The organism is Bdellovibrio sp. HCB337 (assembly GCF_047302465.1).
Taxonomy (GTDB): domain Bacteria; phylum Bdellovibrionota; class Bdellovibrionia; order Bdellovibrionales; family Bdellovibrionaceae; genus JACMRP01.
Genome location: NZ_CP178621.1, coordinates 1,649,078 through 1,674,885, shown reverse-complemented (window position 1 = coordinate 1,674,885; position 25,808 = coordinate 1,649,078). Strand labels below are relative to the sequence as shown.

At 45.9% G+C, this 25,808-nt stretch carries 17 protein-coding genes; 4 read left to right on the top strand and 13 right to left on the bottom strand.

Annotated elements, in window-relative coordinates; genetic code table 11:
• Nucleotide 1 precedes the first annotated feature (1 nt).
• Genes murJ through uvrB form a run of 3 tightly spaced genes read right to left on the bottom strand, consistent with a single transcriptional unit; the run spans nucleotide 2 to nucleotide 5,529 of the window.
• Nucleotides 2–1,555 carry a murein biosynthesis integral membrane protein MurJ gene (murJ, locus tag ACLWBB_RS08100; RefSeq protein ID WP_413291118.1) on the bottom strand — a complete coding sequence of 518 codons (1,554 nt, stop codon included), beginning with the start codon at nucleotides 1,553–1,555 and terminating at the stop codon, nucleotides 2–4.
• Nucleotides 1,552–3,447, bottom strand: a complete 1,896-nt coding sequence (gene uvrC, locus ACLWBB_RS08095) for an excinuclease ABC subunit UvrC (protein ID WP_413291117.1) — start codon at nucleotides 3,445–3,447, stop codon at nucleotides 1,552–1,554. Before uvrC ends, murJ begins: the two co-directional genes overlap by 4 nt.
• A 3-nt stretch (nucleotides 3,448–3,450) precedes the next feature.
• Nucleotides 3,451–5,529 carry an excinuclease ABC subunit UvrB gene (gene uvrB / locus ACLWBB_RS08090; RefSeq protein ID WP_413291116.1) on the bottom strand — a complete coding sequence of 693 codons (2,079 nt, stop codon included), beginning with the start codon at nucleotides 5,527–5,529 and terminating at the stop codon, nucleotides 3,451–3,453.
• 201 nt (nucleotides 5,530–5,730) lie between these two features.
• Here uvrB and ACLWBB_RS08085 point away from each other — a divergent pair, with 201 nt between their 5' ends.
• From ACLWBB_RS08085 to ACLWBB_RS08070, 4 genes are all read left to right on the top strand, one after another.
• Entirely contained in the window at nucleotides 5,731–6,240 is a 510-nt protein-coding gene (locus ACLWBB_RS08085) for a phospholipase D-like domain-containing protein (protein WP_413291115.1), read from the top strand.
• Complete coding sequence (locus ACLWBB_RS08080) at nucleotides 6,237–6,839, top strand: tyrosine-protein phosphatase (protein WP_413291114.1); 603 nt, start codon at nucleotides 6,237–6,239, stop codon at nucleotides 6,837–6,839. Before ACLWBB_RS08085 ends, ACLWBB_RS08080 begins: the two co-directional genes overlap by 4 nt.
• 3 nt (nucleotides 6,840–6,842) lie before the next feature.
• Nucleotides 6,843–7,232: a hypothetical protein gene (locus ACLWBB_RS08075; RefSeq protein ID WP_413291113.1), complete on the top strand. Its 390-nt coding sequence runs from the start codon at nucleotides 6,843–6,845 to the stop codon at nucleotides 7,230–7,232.
• 138 nt (nucleotides 7,233–7,370) lie between these two features.
• Nucleotides 7,371–8,351: a hypothetical protein gene (locus tag ACLWBB_RS08070; protein ID WP_413291112.1), complete on the top strand. Its 981-nt coding sequence runs from the start codon at nucleotides 7,371–7,373 to the stop codon at nucleotides 8,349–8,351.
• A 38-nt stretch (nucleotides 8,352–8,389) separates the two neighbouring features.
• Here the strand turns inward: ACLWBB_RS08070 and ACLWBB_RS08065 are convergent, their stop codons facing one another.
• The 10 genes from ACLWBB_RS08065 to ACLWBB_RS08020 all read right to left on the bottom strand — a co-directional run bounded on the left by ACLWBB_RS08065 (nucleotide 8,390) and on the right by ACLWBB_RS08020 (nucleotide 25,805).
• Nucleotides 8,390–9,025 (bottom strand): hypothetical protein, encoded by a 636-nt coding sequence (locus ACLWBB_RS08065; RefSeq protein WP_413291111.1) that lies wholly within the window; start codon nucleotides 9,023–9,025, stop codon nucleotides 8,390–8,392.
• 98 nt (nucleotides 9,026–9,123) lie between these two features.
• Nucleotides 9,124–9,801 (bottom strand): hypothetical protein, encoded by a 678-nt coding sequence (locus ACLWBB_RS08060; RefSeq protein ID WP_413291110.1) that lies wholly within the window; start codon nucleotides 9,799–9,801, stop codon nucleotides 9,124–9,126.
• Between the two features lie 3 nt (nucleotides 9,802–9,804).
• Nucleotides 9,805–10,488, bottom strand: coding sequence for a glycosyltransferase family 25 protein (locus ACLWBB_RS08055; protein WP_413291109.1), 684 nt, complete (start codon nucleotides 10,486–10,488; stop codon nucleotides 9,805–9,807).
• Nucleotides 10,485–11,501 carry a hypothetical protein gene (locus tag ACLWBB_RS08050; RefSeq protein ID WP_413291108.1) on the bottom strand — a complete coding sequence of 339 codons (1,017 nt, stop codon included), beginning with the start codon at nucleotides 11,499–11,501 and terminating at the stop codon, nucleotides 10,485–10,487. The genes ACLWBB_RS08055 and ACLWBB_RS08050 overlap by 4 nt, the downstream gene beginning before the upstream one ends.
• 61 nt (nucleotides 11,502–11,562) lie before the next feature.
• On the bottom strand, nucleotides 11,563–13,893 hold the full coding sequence (pbpC, locus tag ACLWBB_RS08045; RefSeq protein ID WP_413291107.1) for a penicillin-binding protein 1C: 2,331 nt from the start codon (nucleotides 13,891–13,893) through the stop codon (nucleotides 11,563–11,565).
• A gap of 3 nt (nucleotides 13,894–13,896) precedes the next feature.
• Nucleotides 13,897–19,791, bottom strand: a complete 5,895-nt coding sequence (locus ACLWBB_RS08040; RefSeq protein WP_413291106.1) for an alpha-2-macroglobulin family protein — start codon at nucleotides 19,789–19,791, stop codon at nucleotides 13,897–13,899.
• A gap of 127 nt (nucleotides 19,792–19,918) precedes the next feature.
• A complete protein-coding gene (gene cysS, locus ACLWBB_RS08035) occupies nucleotides 19,919–21,370 on the bottom strand; it encodes a cysteine--tRNA ligase (protein ID WP_413291105.1) in 1,452 nt (483 codons plus the stop codon).
• A gap of 5 nt (nucleotides 21,371–21,375) precedes the next feature.
• Entirely contained in the window at nucleotides 21,376–22,845 is a 1,470-nt protein-coding gene (gene gltX, locus ACLWBB_RS08030; RefSeq protein ID WP_413291104.1) for a glutamate--tRNA ligase, read from the bottom strand.
• A gap of 130 nt (nucleotides 22,846–22,975) precedes the next feature.
• Nucleotides 22,976–23,470 (bottom strand): CarD family transcriptional regulator, encoded by a 495-nt coding sequence (locus ACLWBB_RS08025; protein ID WP_413291103.1) that lies wholly within the window; start codon nucleotides 23,468–23,470, stop codon nucleotides 22,976–22,978.
• A gap of 217 nt (nucleotides 23,471–23,687) precedes the next feature.
• Entirely contained in the window at nucleotides 23,688–25,805 is a 2,118-nt protein-coding gene (locus ACLWBB_RS08020; protein ID WP_413291102.1) for a S8 family serine peptidase, read from the bottom strand.
• Nucleotides 25,806–25,808 lie beyond the last annotated feature (3 nt).

Sequence of the window (25,808 nt, the reverse complement as noted above, 5' to 3'; positions counted from 1 at the left end):
CCTAAAATCGTCTTTTAATCTTACCCACCAAGGAATGGGCTTGCTCTATCTTCAGAGCATATCCAATAGCAAAATACAAAATCCCGTAAACTCCAAGCGCAATTGCAGCACGAAGAATGACGTGACTAAAATCATTCAATAACAGCTTTGTCAAAAATGCAACCGTAGCACTCGCTATGGCTGCGCCCCAAAGTTTTGACATAAAACCGAGGTCAACACCCGTTTTACCAATCTTTCTATTGAGAATGTAACGAGATAAACTAAAGTCAATCCATCCAACAAGACCCGCCGTCAAAGTCAAACCCGCAGTTCCCCACTTCGGATCAACGCCCAAAAGATTCGGCAAATAGAAAGCACCGAAAATTCCCAAGCCGGTGGAAAGGAACACTCGAAGAATGGCCAACTTCAACGGAGTTTTGGTGTCCTTCAATGAATAAAAGGTCGAAGAATAAAGTCGCCCTAAAGTACTAGCAAGCAACCCTACAGAGTATCCAGCCAACACGACCCAAACGTAGTTCGTGCTATCTTTATCAAAAACCCCTGTTTGAAAAATCGCGCCAACAACGAGATCTCCTAAAAACAAAAACGCCACGACCGAAGGAACGATAAAAAAGGCAATCTGACGAAGACCGCTGTCTAACCGATTTCTTAAGTATTGCTTCACTTCTTCTTCAGTACCCACGGCCTGAGACATCGCCGGAAGTTCCGCCGCCGAGACACTCATGCCAAAGAGACTGACGGGCAACAAATAAAGAGTCTGAGCGTACGCCAACGCCGAGACCGCCCCTGCCGGCAGTAAACTGGCAAGAACGTTGTCAATGTAGGCACTGACCTGAACCACGCCGCGGGAAAGAACCACTGGGAAAAAGCTCTTCATCACAGTGCGAACGCCATCGACGTTCACATTTAGACTTGGATAAATTTTTCGCCCTAATTTTAATGCAAATGGAAGTTGAACAAAAAACTGCAGAAAACTTCCTACAACCAAGCCGTAAGAGGTCGTGATCGCAAGTTGAAACTGATCCTGATGACTCCACCCGATCATCGCAACGATAATCGCCACATTCCAAATAACCGGAGCCACATACGATAAGAAAAACTTTTTATGAGAATTCAGAATCCCCAAGCACCATGCCGACATGACCAAGAAGCCCGTGCCGGGAAAAAGAATTTCTACGATCTTGATCGTAAGTTCTCTTTTTTCTCCGCTAAATCCAGGCGCGATCAAATCAATCAATGCAGGTGTTGCAAGAACACCGAACAGAACCAAAACGGAAGTTAAAACAAACAATAGACTTCCGACAACCGAAGCTACTTTCGCAGCATCTTCGTCGTGCTTTTTTGCGAGCATTTGGGCATAGACAGGAATGAAGCTTGCGGAAAGGACACCTTCACCAAAAAGGTTTTGCAAGAAGTTTGGAATCTTCAATGCAGCTTTGAACGCATCCCCGGCGTCTGAGTTGCCGAAATAATGGGCAAACACTCTCTCGCGAATCAGGCCAGCGATACGGCTGAAAAAGATCCCCAGTGCCACAAAAAACGCGTGTTTCTTCATGATTCCTCTACGTTGTCCTCTTGTTCCTCGTGAGATTCATTCAACTGCAAAAGGACACGCTCGGCAAGCACTCTGTTGAAACCTTTAAGCTCTGCAATTTCGTCGGGATCAGCCTCTTTAAGCTCTTGCACCCCTTTAAAGTGAGTCAGCAAGGTGCGCTTTCTCTTTTCGCCAAGTCCTACGACAAAATCGAGTTCACTCTCAAGACTGGTATTTTCGCGAAGCTTACGATGGTAAGTGATCGCAAAACGATGGGCCTCGTCTCTAATTCCAACTAAAATATGTAAAGCCTCGGCGTTCGAACGGAAGATCACCGGATTTTGCCGCCCCGGTAAGAAGAAACGCTCTTCAGAAGACGACACTTCGGCCGCCTGAAAGTCAGACTCGGTCCGCGCTTTTGCCAAACCTACCACTGGAATGTCTTTACGTCCGATTTCGTCAAGGATACGCATGGCCTGCGACAATTGTCCCTTACCACCGTCGACGACGATCAATTGCGGATCTTCATACTCTGTGTGCTTGAAGCGACGGCTTAATACTTCGTACATCGAAGCAAAGTCATTGATCCCTTCCACAGTTTTAATCTTGTAGCGACGATAGTTGTCTTTACTTGGAACACCATCTTCGAACACGACCTGAGAAGCCACTGTTTCAGATCCTTGGAAGGTCGAAATATCATAACACTCAATACGCGTCGGTCGCTGGGACAAACCGAATTTTTCTTTGATCTCATCAAGCCCACGCAATTTCTCTTCGGACTTAGAAACATACTTTTCAAAATGCGCCTTGGCGTTTTGATTAGCCATATCCACCAATGCGCGGCCCTTTTCGTCCGTAGCAAAACGAACTACGTTCTTTTGCCCCGAGCGCTCTTGCAAGACAGCTTCCATCAATTTGGTAAGATCACCACCGATTTCCGTTGGTAAAAGTACGTCATCAGGAATGATATTGTCCTCGTAGTATTGATTCATAAAGGATACTAACCACTCGCGCGGATCACTGGTCGGATCCGAAACATCCAAAAGTGGAATAAAGTGCGGACGTGTACCAATCACCCGGCCTTGACGAATATGAACGGTCTCGATCAAACAGCCGCGCTCGTCACCATGGTAACCAATCGCATCCTGATCTTTTTCGGAGGTATCGTTGATGACCGCTTGTTTTGCCAAGATCGACTTAATCGCTTCGATGGAATCACGCAAGCGGGCTGCGACTTCAAACTTCTCTTCCTCCGCCGCTTGCAGCATTCGTTGTTTCATCGTTTTAACAAGATTCTTATTTTTTCCCTTAAGGAATAATAACGCGCCTTCAACTTCGGAATGATAATCTTCAGCATTGATGTATTGCACACAAGGCGCCGTACAACGCCCAATTTGATGAGTCATGCAGGGGCGTTTTCTGGATCTGAACATTGCATCCGTACAATCGCGAATCTTAAAGGTGCGATTTAAAAACCGAATCGTCCCAAACACCGCGCCACCACTGGTATAAGGACCGAAGTAAAGACTGCCGTCTTTTTTAACCTTGCGACTGAGGTACAAGCGCGGAAAGTCTTCTTGCCAGGTCAGGCGGATGTAGGGATACGTTTTATCATCGCGCAGACGGATATTGTATTTCGGGCGGTGTTTTTTAATCAGCGAGGCTTCCAATAGGAATGCTTCGACTTCGGTCTTAGTCAGAATGTATTCAATTGTAAAAATATTCTGAACCAAGATGCGGGTTTTCGGCGAATGGTCTTTGCTATCCGTAAAGTAGCTGCGCACGCGATTGCGCAGATTTTTGGCCTTACCCACGTAGATAATTTTATCCACGGAGTTCTTCATCAGATAAACTCCGCTTTGAGTAGGATATTCTTTAATGAGCTCGCGAAGCTCGTCGAACTTTTCGCTCATAGTTTACTTCTTGGTACCCTCTGCTATTTGAACCGATTCTTTTTCGATCTCGCCACCACCGCGTACATTCAAATCCAAAATCTGTAGACGTTTAATTTCGTCGCGGATCTTAGCCGCTTCCTCAAACTCGAGGTTCGAAGAATACTCTTTCATCTTCTTACGAAGTTTATCAATTTCTTGCTCAATCTTACCGGACTCGTTACCGAATCTCTGAGCCATACTCAGAATCTTCTGCTCGGGACCGCCCACTAAGTGCGCGCCTACTGAACCGTCAAAGACATCGCCTAGGCCTTCTTTGATACGTTTCTTCACGGACATCGGCGTGATGCCGTTCTTTTCATTATGTTCACTTTGAATGCGACGACGACGATCTGTCTCGGACATCGCTTTTTGCATCGAGTCCGTCACACGATCCCCATACAAAATAACTTTCCCGTTCAGATTTCTAGCGGCACGACCGATGGTTTGAATCAACGAACGCTCAGATCGTAGGAAACCCTCTTTATCGGCATCTGTAATACCCACAAGACTTACTTCTGGAATATCCAAACCCTCTCGAAGAAGATTGATCCCCACCAAAACGTCAAACACGCCTAAACGTAAATCCCGTAGGATCTCGGTACGCTCTACGGTTTCAATATCACTGTGCAGGTACTTTACTTTGATGCCTAAAGATTCATAGTACTCTGTCAAATCCTCGGCACTGCGTTTTGTAAGTGTCGTAATCAAAACACGCTCTTTGTTTTTAATACGCTCACGGATTTCAGCCAACAGGTCATCCACTTGATGACGTACAGGGCGTACTTCTACGACAGGATCAATCAAACCCGTTGGTCGAATGATCTGCTCGACAATAACGCCTTCTGATTTTTGGAATTCGTAATTCCCCGGAGTTGCCGACACGTAAACCACTTTATCCATCATGCGCTCAAACTCTTGAAAGTTCAGAGGACGATTATCCAAGGCACTCGGCAAACGGAAACCATGCTCGACTAAGTTCGTTTTGCGTGCACGGTCCCCACGATACATCCCCCCGATTTGCGGAACGGTCACGTGGGACTCATCGATAAAAGTTACGAAATTTTTAGGGAAGTACTCCAGCAATGTCGGAGGTGGCTCCCCAGGCCCCCGCCCCGTCAGATGTCGAGAATAGTTCTCGATCCCCTGACAGAAACCCATCTGCTCCATCATCTCGATATCGTAGTACGTTCTTTGCTCTAAGCGCTGAGCTTCGAGAAGTTTGATGTTCGCATTGAGTTCTTGAATACGTCCACGAAGCTCATCCTGAATCGTTTTGATAGCACGATTCAAGTTTTCATCACCAGTGGCATAGTGACTGCCGGGATAGATGCCGATTTGATCAAGCTCTTCTAAAACTTGGCCAGTTAACGGATCTACCCAAGCGATTTTTTCAACATAGTCCCCAAAAAATTCAAAGCGAACGGCTCTTTCATCTTCGTACGGAGGAAATACCTCAACAACATCGCCGCGAACACGAATCGTACCGCGATGGAAGTCCACATTATTTCTTTGATACTGAATACGAATCAACTCTTTCAAGAAGTGATCGCGCTTCATCTCGGAGTTCGCCACCACTTGAATCATCATGCCTTCGTAAGCTTCCGGTGAACCCAAACCATAGATACAAGAAACGGAGCTGACGATGATTACATCTCGACGGTCAAACAAAGAGCGCGTCGCCGAGTGGCGCATGCGATCGATTTGATCATTAATCGCCGAGTCCTTTTCGATATATGTATCCGTCGAAGGAATGTACGCTTCAGGTTGATAGTAGTCGTAGTAACTTACAAAGTACTCGACCGCATTGTTAGGAAACAATTCTTTGAATTCGGCATAAAGCTGAGCCGCCAAAGTTTTGTTAGGTGCCAATACCAAAGCGGGCTCGTTCAGTTGGGCAATAGTGTGCGCCATCGTGAAGGTCTTTCCAGATCCAGTCACACCTAAAAGAGTTTGATGATTTAATCCTAGCTTAAAATTTTGTACCAAATCCTGAATCGCCTTTGGTTGATCACCAGAAGGCTTAAAATCTGAGACTAGTTGGAAGCTTTTTTTGAAACCCATATTCTCCGTCCAATTTAGCGAAACATAGCAACCTTAAATAGTAGTTCTTTCTCTGAAAGATGGGAACCCTTTAGTTTTGAAACGCGTCATTTTGCCATCCCCCATGACTCAAGGCTTTCTAAACGTTTTTTGGTGATTTTTCGTGATTTCAAGATCGGCATTGATATGCTTTGGACTTCATACAATTGAGGGGTCACGAGTATGAGCATCATGAGATCGCTTCTAGCAATTATTTCTGTCCAATTCGTTCTGACGTCCGCTTGGGGCGTTCAAAATATGCAAACCTGCTTTTCGCCTGGCGAAAACTGCGACAAGGTTATCGTGGATTACATTAAGTCTGCGACGAAAAGCATTGATATGGCGATCTATAGCCTGGCACTTGATGACATTCACAAGGCCCTGCTTGAGGCCAAGCAAAAGGGCGTAAAAATCCGCATCGTTGCCGATGAAGAACAAGCCTCTGGAGACTACTCAGAAATCCCTGAAATGATTAGCAAGGGATTCAGCGTCCGTTTTGGCTCGCAAAAAGGTTCTATGCACAACAAATTTACCATCGTGGATGGAAAATGGGTTGAAACTGGCTCTTATAATTACTCCTATTCGGCCAGCAGCCTAAACGCCGAGAATCAAATTTATTTAAACGATCCTAAAGCGGTCTCTCGCTTTATCGCCGATTTTGAAAATCTTTGGAAGACAGGAGAAACACCATGAAATGCATCTTTGGAAGCCTTTTAAGTTTTTTTATTCTTTCCTCGGCCTCTGCTAGCGATATCTTAGGCCCGAACTTTCACGAGATCGATCGCGGCCGCTATTATCGTTCTGCACAGTTAGATGGCAAAGAATTCGACTACTACATTAAGAAGTATGGCATTCGCACTATCATCAATCTTCGTGGCGCCTACCCTGATGAGAAGTGGTACAAAGAAGAAAAACAAGTTGCCGCTAAAAACGGAGTCGAGCATCACGACATCTCAATGCTGGCTGAGGCGATTCCTCACCGCCAAAACTTGATCAAACTTTTGGATCTTTTCAAAACCGCTCAACGCCCTATCCTCGTTCACTGCCAAGGTGGCGCGGATCGTACTGGCGAAGCAAGCACTCTCTATCAAATGCTCTATAACGGTAAACCGATGGACGAAGCTCTTAAAATGCTGACGTTCAAGTATCGCCATGCAGAGTTCTTCAAACCGGCGAAGAGATACTTCATCGAGCAAGTATGGCAAGGCGAAGACTGGGCTTACAAGAGCTACGATCCTTGCAAATCCAATTACAAGTACTATGAACGCAACACCGAATACTGCCGAAACTAGAATATGAAAAGTAAATTTCTAATAGCCATCCTTGTTGGTTCGGGCATTGCCGTAGTCATATTCCTAAAATCAAAACCAGAAAGAGTCCCTGACGATCTTCGTCCCCCAGCAACTCTTATGGGGGCCGAACAAATCTTAAAAGGCGATGGCTGGAGGACAGCCTCCCAAAGCCTGGACCCAAAGGACTCTGGTATTGGCTGCATCGAAGCGCAATTGAATAGTGAATCTGGAAAAATTTGTTTTCTCAAATGTGAAGGGCGTTCCGCTCAAGCAATCTCGCAAGAAGTTGGGCCAAGCTACGGATACCAAATTGGCGCTATGGAAAAATGCGCTTCATACACCACCTTCGAAGGCTCTGCAGAGTTTCAAAAAGCTCTGTGGCCACAGAAGTAGGTCACCTTCTCTGTCTACAATTTAGACAGTCAGGCACATTCTCTCTGTAGCATAGGTAGCGGGCAACACTTTCGCTCTCAAAAATTTTCAGTTTACACATAGGTGAGATAAACAGGGACTCTAACCAAAGGAGTTCCCATGTCTAAAACAGCTGTGATGTTTTCAGGAATTGATGGGTTGGATAATGTCGAGCAACGTGACGCCGCCTTGCTCATCCCAGAAGTGCGACTTCGTCTCGAAGAAGCCCATGACCTTCTTTTGGGCTACTCTAATGGTAATGTCTCACTCATTGATTATTCAAAAACTTCCCAAGAGGTCTTTCAGGCAAGTCTATCCTTGAAAGCCATGCTTGGAGCTGTGACTCACGTCGGGCTTTATGATCGCCTTATGAAGTTTCACCCGACGCCTGACTATTTGGTGGGTTGTTCCCTTGGCGACTCTGCTCGCATCGCCTGCTCAGGCGCTATGACCTTTGAACAAATTATGTTGGGCACTTATCTCTTCGGCCTTCACGGCGAGACGATCCAAGGAAGCTCCGTAGTTTGTGTCAAATCGTTGATAAACCCTCTGTCGCCAGAGGAAATTAAAGCGATCGAAAGTCGCGGGCTTTATATCGCTGTTTATCAGACGCCAAAACACTTCCTTGTCGGCGGCCCTAATGAAATTCTGCAAGCGTGGTGCTCAGACCCTACGACACAGAGTTTGTATGGACTACGTCCTCTCTGTGACAAGCCTTTGCACTCGAAGGCAATGAACGAAACTACAGCTTATACGTTCAAACATTTCGGAGCTGTGAATATCCAAGACTGGGAAGTACCGATGGTCTCGACGGCGCTTTGTAAGCTCATCGAAACTCGCGAAGACCTTTTAGAAGATATGAATGCGAATATGACTGGATCCGTTTACTGGCACCAAACCTATCGCTGGATGATCGAAGAGCTTGGCGTTCGTAAGTTTATTAATATTGGACCAGCGGAAACTCTCATCCGTTTCCATGAGCGTATGGATCTTATCACTTCTGTAGACGCCGTAGATTCATTGCAAGCAGAAGACAGGCAGTATTCGCCAATAATTAAAGCGCGAGGTACAAGTCCGAGTCAGTTTCTTATAGCCCCATAAGGTTCGCATGAAGAACAAACTCTTCTCGGGTTACGGAGTTATTCTGGCATTGCCCCGGAGAAGCCTTTTGGGTTGCAGATCCCTGCTGAAATCGACGGCAAGACTTCCGCGACGTACTTCCAAAGATCCGGCGTCCATGCTTCCTTTTCGTTAAGGCCAAGAGTAAAAGTCCCGCGATCACCCTTTGAATCGTAGACGGCGATGGAATAAATTCCTGGCTTTAAATTCCCTCGCCACTCACCCCCAACCCAATAGTACTGTTTCGCAAACTCTTCATAATATTTTGGTCGAGAGCCCACCGGGAAATTAGATTCAATGCGCGCAATCGCTTTCGCTTTTAAGCGGTTAATATAATCAGTGTTGGACTCACCTTGGTTTTTCCATGGAGCCTCGCCCTCGAAAACCATGGCGCTCGGCTGAAAGCTTTCATAGCGAGGAATTGCACTACAAACTGGGGTCAACATTTGTATGAGGCTTTTTTCATTACCTGCGGTTACAAGGAAGTTCACCACAAAAAAGTCCCCGCTATTAGTTAACTCGGAATAAATGGCGCGAGACACACTTGAGTTACCAACGTAATAAGTCGTTATGGGCGTTCCTTTTATAGGCAAAAGCAAAACAGGCACATGCGCCCAAGCCATAGATGATAAAATAAGTGAAAGCAACAAGCTCATCACACACCTCCATGATATACGAATTGTATCACGAAAAGGCTGCTTCAAAATTTGTGTATTTTATCGAGTTCTAGAGCTTAACACCCTTAGGTGCTTTTTTAGTTGTTAACAACATGACCGCGCTCTATACAGATAAATGCTGCAATACGCTTATTCTGATAGAGCGGTGCCACGACCTTCATAAATACCTTCGACTGATATTTTTCATCAGAAAAAATCTCGGTCACGATATGTTCAGGGAAAGGGCCCTCGAGGCCTTCAGGATGCTTATAGTCCAGAAGTTCTTTCACCTTTTGCCCAATCAGATCAGATATTTTGTTATCGCGCTGGAAAAGCCGATACCATTCGACACAAAAAAGTTCCTCTATGCTGTAAGAACAAACATCGAAAAACTCTAGATTGCGAAAGAGTTGAGTGTTGTCGCAGCCGTAGATCTCTACAATGTCACCCTCGGTGATTCTGTTCAAAAGATCTGAAAATGGCGCCAAACCCATTTTCACAAGAGCACGCCATGTAAACCTCTTGCTGTCACGTAAAGCCTGTCCTTCGCTGAGATGTTCTGCGCATAAATTATAGTAAACTTCAAGATGGTCTATAACATCGATCTTTTTGGCAGTGCTCAAAACAGAAAAATGCGGAAGCCCCTCATCACGGTACGCCTTCGTTTTAATATTTTCTATGCACAATAAATCCACAAGTGCCGAAGAAATTTCCGTGAACCGTAGCTTGAGTGTTTGATCATCATCTTGAAGTTTATCTAAGCTGCGCATTTTCATATACTACCGTTCTGCACCTTTAGGAGCTTTTTTGCGATCGACAATGGTGGTTTCCCCACCTACGTCATAAGCATAGAAGCCCATTTGAGTAATTGGGAAAATATCCGCTCTCATCATAATGTCTAAGCTCTCATGGATTCCGTAGCGAATAACGTGGGCTACTAGATTTTTTGCAACTGCTGGGTCAATCGCATACGCGTGAGCTCGGCAAATGAAGTGATAGTTTGGATTCAACGTCGCATGTGGTGGAATCGAAAGCACAGGCCAGCCTTTGACTTGCTCGGCTCCACCTAAATAGACGATCTGATTGTACGCTTGAAAATCTGTATAGGCTTTCACCATCACAGCATCATGCTCAAGAATCACGATGGGGCGATCCAACTCAAGACATCGTACCCAAAGTGCAAAGTGTGAAAGCGCGCACGCAACTTCCGTTACGGAAAGCTCATGATCCATGACCTTCAACCATTTTAAATATGTGCAGTCTTTGAGTGAGTCAGGAGTTCTAAGTCCGCCCGAAGTTCCGTCAATGGCGTCAAAAAAACGATAGTTCTGCCCGACTTGCTCGCAAGACTGCGCACAACGAGCAGCCAGGTTTTCCGATTCGGAGTGACCCGCAATACGAATGATGTAAGCGTTTTCAATCTGAGTATTAAACTTACTATGCAATGTTTCGTTCAAATTCATACAAGACCTTTTTCTTGAAGAGCTTTTTCTACAGCTTTAAAAGCAGATGTCCAATCGCCAAACTGTTCCTGACGGAAAAGACGCACAGATTTATACCAAGGCGACGTATCACCCGGCAAAGCCCAGATATAGTACGGTAGAATCGGAGTCAAAACCCAGGTCTCTTTTCCAAGGGCCGCGCTTACATGCGCAACACTCGTGCATGAAGTGATCACCAAATCCAGCTGCTCAATCACGGCAAGTGTATCCTCCCACGATTCAATTCTTAGATCCGTTTCTTCTTTTTGCAGATTGATCCAAGGACGACCTTGAAGAGTTTGAATAAGACCTTCTTTTGGAAAACGACGATGTTGTTCGTGTTCAAACTGAGGATTGCCGTAAAACCTCAAACCAATGCGCGGGCGCTTTTGACTGTCATAGGATTTTGCAAAGAACTCACTCCACTTAGCACGATAAAGTGGATCTACGTTCAGATAGGCCTCGCCTGTGAGATTTTTATACTCATACTCAAGCACACGAGCAGCACTCATACCTGGCACCCAGAAATCATGATAGACATCCGCAGCCGCACGATGACCGACAACCGCAGAAACTCCAGGAACACGCGCGAATACACTTTTCAAAGAATTATCACAAGCAACGCTGACTTTAGCACCACGCTGATGGAAGTCAGCGGCAAAACGGACGTTGATAATCTCATCGCCATAGCCACCCTCGCTACGAATCAGAACATGTTTGCCTTGAAGATTTTCGTTACGATAAATAGGTTTATTCGTTGCCAGAGGCTGATCACCAAAAGCTCGTTCCCAGCGACCACAATCTAAGAGCTCAAGCCCTTTAAGAAGTTTACCTTTACGCATTTCGTACCAGGCGCGGTTAAAACCGGCGCGATGGCAGTTCGGAGTGGTTCGCTCGAGTTCGTCAGCAATTTCTTGCCCCCGCACGAAATCACCCCGCAAGCCCGCAGCTACTTGTTCATCCAATAAAGGAGATCCCCGGTGAAGTCCGTTCATAAACACCTCAGACTCCATGATAAAATTAAGTGTTTTTACCAGACAAGCAGGAAAGTAGTCCCTAACGCGCTATTTGTACCTCAAGATCCCGGGAATCACTTCGACCAAGATCGTCGACGGCTCGAACAATGTATTTACCGGGGCGTGCCTTCCATAAAAGGGCTTTGCGCCCCTCACTGACTCCCACCAACTCGTTATTTACAAACCAAGTCACCTTTTCAACATCGCTATCTAAAATAGCCTGCAGAGGGATTTCGTTTTTATCTTTAGTCAGCACCCCGAGGTGGTAAACCACTCCCATTTTTGGAGAGTTAATCTGTGGAGGATTCCCCTCAAGCCCGCCTTCGGCAAGACGGCATTTCGGCTCGAAACTTGGGGGATTTCTTTTGATCACCCCAAAGGACTTAAACGCCGCCAAAAGATCCGTCGGCCAGAACTCATACACTTCCGTTCGCACCATTTTTGGATCTGCCGGAGGTGCACAAAGACGAAGCCCGGTCAGATTTGAAATCATCACTTCACGATGAATATTGCAGGTAGAAATCGGCGACTTCCCCGGAATGAACCAGGTCTCTTGCTGGTGGCGGCAGTGTGGTCCCGGAAAGTGCCCCGAGATCGAACACACTTTTACTTTTTTAAGTCCCAAGCCCGACATTGATTTCCACAAAGGGTAAGTTTCAGCAAGCGGCTTTAATAAATCCACCATCTGAAACAACAAAGGCCCCGCAAGATCTCTTCCGATAAATGCGGGGTTTCCTTCACCGTCAAAATTCCCAAGCCACACACCGACGACAAATGGACCAAACGCACCGACGGCCCATGCATCTCTAAAGCCAAAGGAGGTCCCCGTCTTCCAAGCGACATCCATTGAGGTTCGCAAAATTGAATTCAGATCCTGCCCTTCGGGACGAGGATTCTTGGTCAGCATATCTAAAGTCACGAAGGCTGCTTCTTTGGAAATCAATTGCGGGACGTGGCTCGGTGTTTTTTGTTCTTTCAACCAACGCACTGGAAGACGATAACCCTGACGAGCCAATACCGAATAAAGTTGCAGCATTTCCTCCATGCTGACTTCTGCGCCCCCCAAAGAAAGGCTGAGTCCGTAATGTTTTGCCGTCTTCAGTTGGCTCACGCCGAAGTCTTTTAAGAAATCATAGAAGCTCGGTGATTTTACCTGAGAATCCAAATAGACCGCAGGCACATTTCGACTATGGACCAAAGCGTCCGTAGCAGAAAGAGGACCACGGAAGTTCTGATCAAAGTTTTCAGGATCATAACCCGCAAAGCTCATCGGTGTATCTTTTAAGAGAGTCAGTGGATGAATCAATCCCTGATCTAGCGCCAAAGCATAAAGCAAAGGCTTCAGTGCCGAACCCGGGCTGCGTTTAGCAACAACACCATTCACCTGTCCTTCGATCTCGGCATTAAAAAAATCACTCGACCCTACTAACGCTTGAATCTCCATGGTTTCGATATTCAAAACCATCAAAGCGGCATTTTTCACACCCTTAGTTGCAAGCGAACTCACATAGGCTTTAAGTTTTTTCTCGGCGCCTCTTTGAATATCCAGATCCAATGTAGTTTCAAGCTCAGACTTCTCGGGAAATCTCTGCAGCATCAAATCCACAAAGTGTGGAGCTAAAAATGGCAAATCGTGAACTTTCTGAGAACTCATCGGCAGAGCTAAATCCAAAGACTGGTTTTTATCCCCTGGATGTTTTTCTGCCCAAGCAGCAAAAAGCTCACTGCGGGATTTTAAGAAACTCACGCGCGCGGGACTTTCTTGATTCAAAGACCTGACCTGCGGGCTTTGCGGAATCACCGCTAACGTCAAAGCTTCACTCAATGATAGGTTTTTGGCAGGCTTTCCATAATAGATAAGCGACGCCGCTTCTACGCCCTCAATGTTTCCACCAAACGGAGTCAGATTCAGATACGCTTCCAGGATTTCTTTTTTAGAATACAAAAGCTCCAACTTAAAGGCGCTCAGAATCTGCAACAGCTTTCCGGTCACCGATCTGGTATAAAGACGGTCCTGCAATCTTGCGAGCTGCATGGTGATGGTCGATCCACCCATTCTTGACCCCGTCACCGTTGAATAAATCGCTCGCACCATCGAAAATGGATTCACACCAGGGTGACAATAAAAATACTTATCCTCGTGAAGTAAGAAGGCTTCAACAAGCTTTGGATCAACACTTTCAAGGCGTGCAGGCAGGCGGTATTTATCGTCGTTGGAAATACTAAAACGAAGAAGCTCTCCGTGGCTTGCAAAAACGACTTTAGAGAAAGAAGCACTTTCTAAAAGCGGTGGCCTGAAAGCTCTGAATATCCCCAGAGCTCCCACAAGAACCATCACAATCACAGAGATCTTCTTCCATCTCTTTTGCATCAACTATCTCTTCTCGATTTTAATCTGAGAAGGAACTCCTTCGTAACGAACACTGCGATCATACATATCTTCACCGAATGTTCCTGGTACTGTATAGCGTCCAGTATTCACGGCTTTAAGTTTGTAAACATACTCACGCAGATCTTTGTCCACCGCTGTGTAAATCACAACGCGGTCTTCACGATTATCAGCATAGAAGCTCATCATCGGTGCGATATTAGGCTGTCCAGTAATTTGAGCGTACGCTTGTGGCAACAAGAACCTCTTTAACCACTCAGAGCGAGCCCCTTCGTAAGACTCTTCAGAGCCCTCTTCTTGCGGCGGCGCCTCTTCCTCGTGATAATCCATTGGCTCACCATTTTCATAGTTCTCAGACGGCGCAGACTCTGGTTCTTGCGTGTTGGATTTTTGCTCAAAGACGTATTCAAAACCGCCGGGGAACAAATCCACAATCGCGACCTGAGGCAAGAACCTGTCATTCAAAGAACGGACACGAACACGCACTTCGACCGTATCCCCCAGCTTCACCGAGGAAAGTTGCTGACCTTTGTCGTCCAAATAAACACGAGAAATCTCGATCCCCGACTTCAGTTCCCTCGTACGAGGAGCCACATCAAAACCATTTTCAGTCATGCTATAGAAAAGCGGCAACGGTTCCGGCATAGTCACTTTAAACTTAGTGACAGCGTCCGTGAAGTTTGTGATTTCAGTAAGACCTTTTGGCTCCATTCGCACGGCTTCAGCTTTGCCAGCACCATCGATCTTTTCGATCATAACTGAAGCAAGCTTGTTGTTGAGCTCTGCATTTTGTGACAAAGCCCCCAAACCGAAATACAGTGCGGCCGATGAATACGTATTGTACTGACGTTTCACAAGTGGCGCGATCAATACTTTGAAAGACTGTGTGTCCATCATTCTTGGCAAAAGTTGTGGGTAGTGTTTTGCCGCGATCATCAACAAGCGAGCATCCCGCACCGTCGAATCATAGAAGTATCTGTAGTCAGACTCGATAGCATCACCCATCTTAAGGCCTTTAAGAAGTTTTTCACCCGCTTCGTCCTGCTTCAGAAGTTTATAAAGACCCGCCAAGAAAATAGCGGTTTCGTCTTTTTCCCACTGATTCTTATACTTCTGATTCAAGTAGCTCTTCAGATAGTTCATTTGATTGGTTGGAACCAATCCATTTCTGGCCTGAAGATAAAGAGCGTATGAAATCACACGTAAGTCTGGCAAAGTTGTATGTTGCTCAGCGCGGATGTTTTTTGCGTACTCTAAAGCGTACTTAAGAAGGTCCGCAGGAACCGCCAATGATTTTTCTTTTGCTTCAGTCAGATAGTGAAGCACATAGACTGAAACCAACATATTCGTCGGTCCGCCCGGATACAGAGCAAAACCGCCGTCGGAAGTTTGACGCCCACGAATTACTTCAAGCGCCTGTTCAAAGGCTTCGTTTAGTTTCTTTTGGTTTTTCTTTTCACTGATGGTGAACAATGCCGGAACCGCCTTCGATAGAAGCTGTTCTGTGCACAGATAAGGATAAACCTCGAAGAACTGATCAAGTCCCTTCAACAAGGAAAGCGGCGAACCTGAAAGTGCTAAAGATTGCACCTTAAGTTCTGGGTACATCTTTCTTTCAACCGGAATCTCTGTCGGAGATTTCTCGACCATGGCAAACTTCACATCGGATTTGTAAACCACAGACGGTCGTACGCTGCTATCAAAAGCATACTTCGCACTCTTACCGCCTGCTGAGGCGGTCAAAGTCATTTTTCCAGAGCCCAACTTGTTTGTGGCTTTTACTTTATAAATCAGCTCGCCCTCATGGCCTTCCGCGATTGTGACAGTCTTATTCCTCTCGTCCAATACTTGGAAGTATTCGCTGGATTGAAGTTCAACTTTAACTTGAGCTTTATCCCCTGTACCACTTGCCTGATTCGATACCCCGACGCCAAGTTCAAACTCGTCACCCGGCGAAATCGCCAAAGGTGCTGTCGGTGTAATTACAAAATCTCCGCGAATCAGACTTGCGGTTGATTCATTGCCGTAAGCCTGTTCAGTTGCGGCCACTGCGAAGATTTTGATATTGCCGTTATAGTAGTCCGGAATATCAACACTAAATTCTTTGGCTTCAGGTCCTGCATCCAAAACGCCCGACCAGAAAACCACCGGCGGATTGGACTTACGCTTGAACGGATTCAAGTTGCGTCCTAATGCGCCGGCCTCATCACCACCGACGCCCGCACTTTCTTTCACAATCGAGAATTCCGGCAATAACAAATCCAAGATTTGCCATGTCGTTACTTGCAGGGCTCTTTTCTGAAAGAAGAAATCCAAAGGTTTTGGCTCCTTATAACGAGCCACCAAAAGAATTCCCTCATCCACGCCCCAAAGTACCATCGGCGTTTTGCGGCTGGCGCTGTACTTCACTTTTAGTTTCTGTCCTGGCTTCACCAAAGAAGGCGCTTCCAGTGACAGCTTCGTGCGATGACTGTCCAGACTGATCGCAAAAGGACTGACACTATAACTAAGCGGACTTGTAAAGATCTCTTTCGAATCCAAAGATCTTAGGAACGTAACATTCACATAGGCGTTGCCCTCAAGTCCCTCTGGAATCTTGATACGCATAATAGAAGTCGTTGTATTTGTCTTAAACCATTTCGCGGCGTAAACGCGGTCTCTTTCAATCGTAATAAGCCCGGCTCCTGTATACGGAGCTTTCACTTGCAACTCAATTTCCTCGCCTGGGTTGTAGTCTGCCTTACTTAGCGCAACTTGCAGCTCCGCATTCTTATCAAGGCTTCGAGCCAAGTTACCTTCCGCCATCACGGAGTAATCCATGCGATTGATCTCAGTCCCGCCAGAGTTCTTCACTACTAACGTGAACTCACCCGCGACACTCGTCACAACCTTGTAACGAGCTCCCTTTTGAGTCACGATCATCTTTTTCTCTTCGCCAGGGATCTCTTTTAAAACAGACTGGTACTTATAGGTGCCGTCTGAGTTTTGCGTCAGCACAGATACATAACGACGCTCGATGATTTGTAGTTTGAGGTCTTTGACGTCGATATTTTTCAAATCCGAATCAACGGCCAACAAATCAATATTTCTATCTGCGCCCTTCTTAATATAGGTCAACTCACCATCAGGTTTCAGACCCACAAGATAAGGTAGCGGAGAAATCAGAACTGTCGACGCCGAGACCACCGAACGTCCGCCACTCGCATCGAAGCCCTTGGCTTCAAATCGCAAACGGTACATTCCCGCATTGAATTGATTTAAATCCAGATCATAAGAAGCTTCGCCTTTTGAATCTGTCTCTGCTTCGCTCAAAGGTGCATGGAAATCCGTTTCGTCTTTTTTATTCAAAGAAACGAAATGGTAGTCTTTCAACTTGGTAAAGCGCGGTTGGAACGGCATCACTGTAATCGTCGCTTCAATACGACGATTTTCAGCCGGAGTCCCAAACAGATTTTTAAGAGTAACTGAAGCCTTCAAGTCTTTTGGATGAACCCAGCCTTCAGCCTTTTCTTTAGAAAGGTGCGAGCTGATCTTCATCTGATCCGGTAAGAATTCTTCAACACGAACTTCGGTGTTGCCGATAACTTCTTGCTGATTTTTGTCTTTCACCAAAGACAATGTGAAAATGTAAGTGCCTGTATACCAGGTCTCTCCGGTTTGTAGTTCCAGGTCTTTAAGCTCTGTAGAGCTTGCAAGCATCTTCCCGGTCTTAACAACACTCCCGCGCGGATCTGTCAGATTCCAAGTAAGCGGAACATCTTTGAAAGATCTTTTGCCGTTTTTAGATCGAGCCATCAACGCCAAGTTGATTTTCTCACCCGGACGATAAAGGCTGCGATCCGAGAAAATCATCGAAGTGATTTCATCTTTGGTCGCTTGTTCATACAAACCACCGACTTCATATTTCGAATAAGAAAGCTGACGCTCATAACTTTCAAATGGAATGAAAGAAAGGTCGCCGTCTTTACGAACCACAAAGGCAGAAGGTGCTTTCTCATTTTTCAGCTGGCTGACATCTGGGAATTCCGCGTGGCCGTTGCCATCGGTCTGAACCTCAAACAAGGCAATCCCGTTCATACCCATCAGCTCTACTGTCGCGCCAACAACTGGTTGGCCGGTACTCAAAGACTGAACATAGATTTCGTGAGTTTTAAGAGCGGTTTTCTTAGCGATGACCCCTAAATCCGTCAGAAGAACAAAGCGCTTATCTTGAGTGTTTTGATTATCTTTATCTCTGATTTCAAGATAGAACAGGCCTTTTTTCTTAACCCCTTTGCTAAGGTACTTCCCAAGATCTACGGAGAAGTAATGAGTCTTTGCAGCTTTCTCTGGATGAAGCGCAATGGTTTCCTCAAAGGCTTCAGATGCAGAGTCCTTCATTTCACTATAAATATAAGGCTTCGCGAATCCACGTCCGCCAGAAAACACATTTCGCATCAGCTGATTGAGTTGATCTGGAATAAGCTTATAAAGGTGCAACTCGATCTGATTCACGTTGCGAGAAAGTACTGGCAGCTTTTGCTCACCACGTAAGGATAACAACGCACCTTCACTCATGATGGTCAATTCGCGTGGATACTCAGGAACTTTGATAGTTTCCAAATAATCCTTAACCAACTCATACTCGTCCAACGCACGGATGCCTTTTCTGACTTCTACGTACAATGTATAACGAGGTGGCACTTGAACTTTAAACGAATGCGTTCTGGAAGTTTCCTGCTCTGTCGGCATTGTTTCAAAAGTCACTGCTTTTGATTTGGCCAATACCGCCTGGGTAACATCCCCTACGGACCAATAATCGTAACGATTCTTAGTTTCTTCCTTAGGCTCGTCTTTGTATCGCGGTAAAACATAGACCTTCATGTTCTTCGCGATATCTGCAGACTTCGCATCAATAGACGAACTCACAATCAAAACCTGTTCAGGTTCGTATCGTTCATTTCGGGCAAAAGTAACTTGAGCGGAAGTAATCTTAAACGTATCTGAACGTCCAGGAACCGTGACCTCGTGTTTTTCCCCTTGATCCGAAGGCTCGCCCGCTTTGGTAGAGCTAAAACCTTTCTCGATCTCGATAGTCATAACACTTTCATCTGCGGGAACCGGAATCACATCCGAGGTCAAATAAGCTTCGTTTAAAAGCTTATTGAAAGACACCGTGAACGCGAACTTCGAACCAACACTTCCGAGATTCTTAGCCATGCGCGAGTTATAGTAAAACTGAACATGCTTTTTGAAGTCTTCAGCATCAATTGGATAATTGAAACCTAAGTTCAAAACCGCTTTTTTAATCTTCGTATTCGTTGGATCGATATAGAATTCTTTTTTAGTTACATAGTAACGGATCTTATCCGTTGCGAACTCAGGCTTGTAATTTTCTAAAAGAATATGATCCGCCAAGAACTTCTTTTTTGGAAAATAGACTGTAAAGGTTTTACCGATGAGCCACTCACCGGTCTTTGGGTCTCCGGATGGTGTGAACACCAGGCGTTTATCAGATTCCCACTTCCAAGAACCTGAAATTTTTGGTGAAAGCTCTGGAGCTTCCACCAAAGTTTTTCCTAAAGAACTCACCGGAGCCGCAGAACACTGAAAGCGAATCACCAAATTGTGCACCAGATTTTTCTCAAGATCCGTCGGCGGTGGTGGCGTGATTTCATATTTGCAATATTCAGGTTTTGGCAGAGAATCCAGGTAATATTTGATTCCGTAACCTGCGGCACCGACAACAATCAAAGCACCTAAACCTTGAAGGACTCTTTTTCGATGTTCGTGAACTTTACCCATCCAGCGCGGAGCTTTCCACTGCAGTTGAATGTCACCTAGAATGATGTTGATAAATTTATGTAGCCACACCTTCATCTGCGCCCAAATACGCTTCATGAATCCCCCAAAAAGATAACCAATAAAGTATTCAGTATTTACGCAGATTCTAGAGCGGTAGCCAAGAACGAAAAAGCCCTCTGACATGAGGGCTTTGTGACGATCAAAGTCTTACGAAAAGCAGCTTTTACTTGGAAACTTCCCAGAAACTTCCCTCTGGTGTATCACTGACAGAGATACCCATGTCGGTCAGCTTCTTACGAAGCTCGTCGGACTTTGCAAAGTCCTTATTGTTACGTGCTTGAGTCCTTTCAGCCACAACTGCGTCCACAGCCGCTCGTTGGACATTCATCTTCTCAAGAAGCATATTATCGAGTTTTAATAGGAACTCGAGAGCCGGCTCTTGGAACATAGCCATCTGCTTGCCAAGTTTTTGAGCAAAATCCAAGAAGCTTTGAGCTTTGCCCAAAACTGCCGGATTCGGTTTGATTCCGCGCTTCACTTGATTGTTGAACTGACGGACCACTTCGAACAACGCCGCTACGGCACTCGGAGTTCCAAAGTCATCGTTCAAACTAGATTCCACCTTAGCCCAAGCTTCTTGGGTAATTTTCTCGAAACCTGCATCCGGCGCGGCTTTTTGCCCGCTTAACAGGCTTTCCGCAACAGCCATCGCAGAGTATATGCGAGCCAAACTTGAAACCGCACGATCGACAGCTTCATCACTGAAGTCACTCGGTGAGCGATAGTGAACAGACAAAATCATCCACTTATAGATTTCAGAGTTATAACGGCTCAAGAACTCACGCATGGTCACGAAGTTACCCAAAGACTTGGACATCTTCTGATTACCGAAGTTCAGCATGTTCCAGTGCATCCAGTATTTTACAAAATGCTTACCTGTGCAGCCTTCGCTTTGTGCAATTTCATTTTCATGGTGAGGGAAGATCAAATCCGTACCACCACCGTGAATATCGATTTGGTCACCGAAGATTTTTTCAACCATCGCCGAGCACTCGATATGCCAACCAGGACGACCAGGTCCCCACGGAGACGGCCATGACGGTTCTCCTGGTTTTGCACCTTTCCAAAGAACGAAATCCAAAGGATTTTGTTTTTTCTCGTCGACTTCAACACGCGCACCAGCAAGCAAATCCTCGACATTACGCCCACTCAGCTTCCCGTACTGCGGAAAACTTGCGATCGAATATACGACGTCACCATCAGCGACATAGGCTTTTTTGTTTTCAATCAGTTTGCCAACGATGCTGCAAATCTCATCCAAACTTTCAGTCACTTTTGGATTATGATCATGAGGACGAAGCCCCAAAGAGGCAAAGTCCTTTTTGTATTCCATGATGTAGTTTTCAGACAGAGCCTGAGAATCAATCCCCTGCTCGCTCGCACGGGCAATGATTTTATCATCGATATCGGTGAAATTCAGAGCGTACTCAACCTTGTAACCTGAATGCTCAAGCCAGTTACGAACCAAGTTGAAGAAGACAGGACCACGGAAGTTTCCGACATGAAGAAAGTCATAAACCGTAGGACCGCAGGCATACATTCGAACTTTACCAGGTTGGAGTGGTTCAAATTTTTCGAGTTTTCTCGATTCTGTATTGTATATCTGCAGTGCCATTTTTATTACCCAATCTTAGCTAGTACTTTATTTGCACGATCCACAAGCGAGCTTGTTTTGATAAGCGGAACGATGTTTTTCAACTCGGCCCCATGAGGCTTACCGATCACGGCTACACGGATTGGCATAAAGAGATGTTTCCCTTTAGCACCCGTTTTGTTTTTCACTTCATCTTGAAGTTTCAAAAACTCTTCTTCGCTTAAGTAGTCTTTGCCAGAAGCCTGAACCAATTCTTTCCAGCCATTCAAGACGGCTTTTGTAGATTCCCACGCCAAAGCTTCGTCAGCATCCGGCTGGATCGCAAAAGACTTGTCGTTCAATGGGCGGTAGAGCTCAATCGCGTCTGCCAAAATTTCCATATAAGACTTAAAAACCGTGATGGACTTATCTTGCCATACAGGATCTTGCGGCAATTCCATTTTCTCGCGAGCAAGGAACGGTTGAATCAACTTCCAGATCTCTGCATTTGGCAACGCACGCAAGTGCATCGCATTCATCCACTTGAACTTCACGCGATCAAAGACCGCGCCTGAAGCGTTCAAGCGAGAAATATCAAAAACCTGAGTCATATCATCGACGCTGAAAATCTCTTTCCCTTCAGGATGTGACCATCCCAAAAGAGAAATGTAGTTTAATACAGCCGATGGCAAGTAACCTTCGTCTTTCAACTGACCGCAAGCAACGGCGCCTTTACGTTTAGAAAGTTTTTGGCGGTCTTCATCAAGAATCAAAGAAATGTGGCCAAACTGAGGAGCCTTCCAGCCCATCGCTTCGTAAATCATCAACTGACGAAGTGTATTTGGCAGATGCTCTTCCGCACGGAAGACGTGACTCATTTCCATCATGTGATCATCGATCACGCAGCAGAAGTTATAAACAGGCATACCACCCGAGCGAAGAAGCACAAAGTCCCCCACCATGTCTGATGGGAACTTCACTTCACCACGCACAAGGTCTGTGAAGATATAGTCTTTTTTAAGTTCACGAGTTTTGAAACGAACAACGCCCTTACCGCCTGCTGCCAATTTTTCTTCAGCTTGTTTCAAAGTCCAATCTTGGTAAGGCGAATTGATTTGCGGATTACGGCCCGCTTTCATGGCCTCTTCACGTTGCTTTTCAATTTCTTCGTCCGTCAAAAAGCAGTAGTACGCTTTTCCGGCAGCCAAAAGCTTGTCCGCAACGTCTTTATAGATGTGCTGACGTTCACTTTGCTTATAAGGTCCAAGCGGGCCCATGTCTTTCAATGTGACAGGGTCGACGCCCTCTTTCCACATCAGGTTCAACCAAACCATGTCATCAACAACACCACGCAAAGATTCTTGCGTAGAACGAGCTTCATCGGTGTCTTCAATACGAAGGATGAAATCGCCGCCGTTCTTCTTGGCGAAAAGATAGTTGTAGAGAGCTGTACGAGCACCACCTACGTGAAGGTAACCAGTTGGCGACGGTGCAAAGCGGACACGAACTTTAGACATTGATAACCTCGGAAGTATTTCAGCTTTGGGCTAGAAGCCCTCAGCCCTTTCGCCGTCCGGCGAATAAAAAAAGCCCGGGTCGAAACCCAGGCTTTATATAATCTCTTATTTCTGTCAAAAAAACAAAGGCTTAAGGAGTGACGCCGAAGATCGCTTTCACTTCTTCTTCTTTGAAAAGCTCTTCTTGGCTTGTCGCCAAAGTTAGCTCTTTCAAGAGAAGTGTGCGAGCTGTATCGAGCATTTTACGCTCTCCGAAGCTCAATTCCTTATCAACTTTCAACAGGAACAAGTCGCGTAAAACTTCCGCGATTTCGAATACGGAACCAGTTTTGATCTTTTCCATGTATTCACGGTAGCGACGGTTCCAAGTTTGATTGTCGATTTTTACGTCAGTCTCACGAAGGATGCTAACAACACGGCCAGCTTCTTCTTTAGAGATAATAGGGCGCAAACCTACTGATTCAACGTTATCGCGTGGAATCATGATTTTCATTCCGGTATCCAAAATTTGAATGGAATAAAAAGTCTGTTTATTCCCGAGGATCTCTTTAGTTTCGATCGCTGTGACTCTACCCACGCCATGGCCTGGATAAACCGCATTGTCACCAACTTTAAAAGTCACCATCGGAAGACCTCCCCTCGAATGAGTGCCTTATAACTCGATTACCAGCCTTACAGATATCCCCACCCATAAGACACAAACCAGAAAACGTAATACGAGCCTTGGTGTTTTTAGCAAATTTGACACGAGTTATCAAATGAAAGCCGGTGCGGCTGGAAAAAATACAAAAAGGCCTCGTTTTTGACGAGGCCTTCCATAAGTAATATCAATAACTTACAAACTAGTTCTCACGCGCTGTATAAACTAAAGCGTAAGGCTGTTTGCCGTTCTTCCCTTGAGGGACTTTTGTGCCCATGACGGTGATTGTGTAGGTGCCAGCTGGCAAATTGTTAAGCTCCACGATCTCGTTATTGTTCACGCGATCACGTGGTGCTGAAGTCACTCCGCCACCAGAAACATTGATATCAAGGTCGTTAACCATAGCAACAGCTGCGTCCGGAGAAGCCGGAGCGTCCGTGTACACCAAGTTCACCAAGATTTGACCTGGTCTTGCCAACGTCACTGTGAACATCTCTTGCTCGTTTTGACCCAAGCCCACTTTGTTATCAACGAAGCGCGTTTGTGCAGTCATTTGTGCAATACGAGTCATGTCCACACGGCCATAACCTTCATCCGCATTTGGACGACGAGTAAGAAGCTCTTGGCCTTTTGCTGCGCCAACTTCACCGTACTGACCAGGGAACATATCAACTGCAGTGTGCATCATCGTCGCTTTCATCAAAGCACCAGAAGGATTTGCAATCTGGAACTTCTCTTGAAGAACTTGGCGAACAACTGCAGCACCACCAGCCGCCAATGGCGTTGCCATTGAAGTACCGCCAGAGAACGCATAGTCCGCATTGTAGGCGCCCCAAAGTTCGCTTGCACCCGCAACATGAGAGCGGTTGCTCAAGATGTTTGTGCCCGGAGCAACGATTTCAGGTTTCAAACGACCATCCAAAGTTGGACCGCGCGAAGAGAACATCGCAACGCCATTTGGATTATCAGAGATCAAAGAACTGTAGATTGGTTCCGCACCCCAAGATTCTTGACCTGTGCGAAGTTTGCTAACTGGAACTTGGATACCACCTGTTGTTGTCTGATTCTCAGAAGCACCAACAGTCAAAGCATTTTTAGAAGTACCTGGAGAGCTGATAGAGCCGCTATCGATGCGACCATCTTTATTCATATCAACACCGCTGTTACCAGCCGCAAACAAGATCAACATGTCTGGATTGTTGAACAGGAATTCATCAACGCTAGAAGCGTAAGCATCGTAAGCACCCAAGTTACGAGGCGAGCCCCAAGAGTTGGTGTGAATACGTGCACCGTCGGCATAAGCTCTGATGAAAAGATCTTGGACTTTTGAAGGCACCGTTAGGTTTTTCATCATCGGAGACCACATTCCTTGTGGAATGAACATCGCATCGTAAGCGCCGCCTTTCAAGCGAGCACCCGAAGCTGTTCCGCGGCCCAAAACTGAACCGGCAACGTGAGTTCCATGGCCCATTGGATCTTCCCAAGATTTTGCGAAAAGGCCAAAGATGTGACCTTTAATCACAGCGCCTTGGAAATCTACTGATAGATTTGTTTCGCCGCCATCAAGGCCAGTGTCTGCCATAGCTACGATTTGGTTGCGACCTGTAAGGCCCATTGCCCAAGCACCGTCAAAGTTCATCACTTTTGTGCCGGTCTCAGTCCCGTTGATGTCAGAGTAATCACCGATACCTAGCGGAGTGATCACGCCGTAATCGTTATCAAAAGTCATGTGCATTGGCTTCATTTCAACATAAGGTTGAACGTGCTCAACACCTTGAAGAGCTGCCACCGCGCGAACCATGCCACGAGGAACAACTGCAACAACAGATTTGCCTTCAGCAACGTGAACTGTCGATTGCGCCATGTTTTTAATTGCAAGCGCGATATCTTTAGTTTCAGTTGGCTTAAAAGTTTTTACCAAGACTGCTGTCTGCTCATCTTTATTAAAGATGCTTGATGGAGCAAACGCAGTGCTGACTTTATAATCAGCGCGGAAGTGAAGGACTGCTTCTACAGCACCGTTTTGACGCCATTGCTGAACCTTGCTCCAAGAAGCGCGGATCATCAAAGCATCATCTGGAAGATAACCGAAAATCTCAGCACCGATATTTTTCAGAGATGCTTTGTCAGCTTCTGTGATCGGTTTCTTGAACTGAACAATCAAATCTTGAGCCGCTGCAGGATTCCCCAACTGAGCTGTCATCAAGCTCTCTGCGCGTTTCGTTTCGATAGTTCCAGCATTTAAACGAAGTACTGTGCCAGCTTGTGCCGTCATTGCTAATGAAGCAGCAACAAAGATGCATTTTGAAAGTTTAGTCACTTT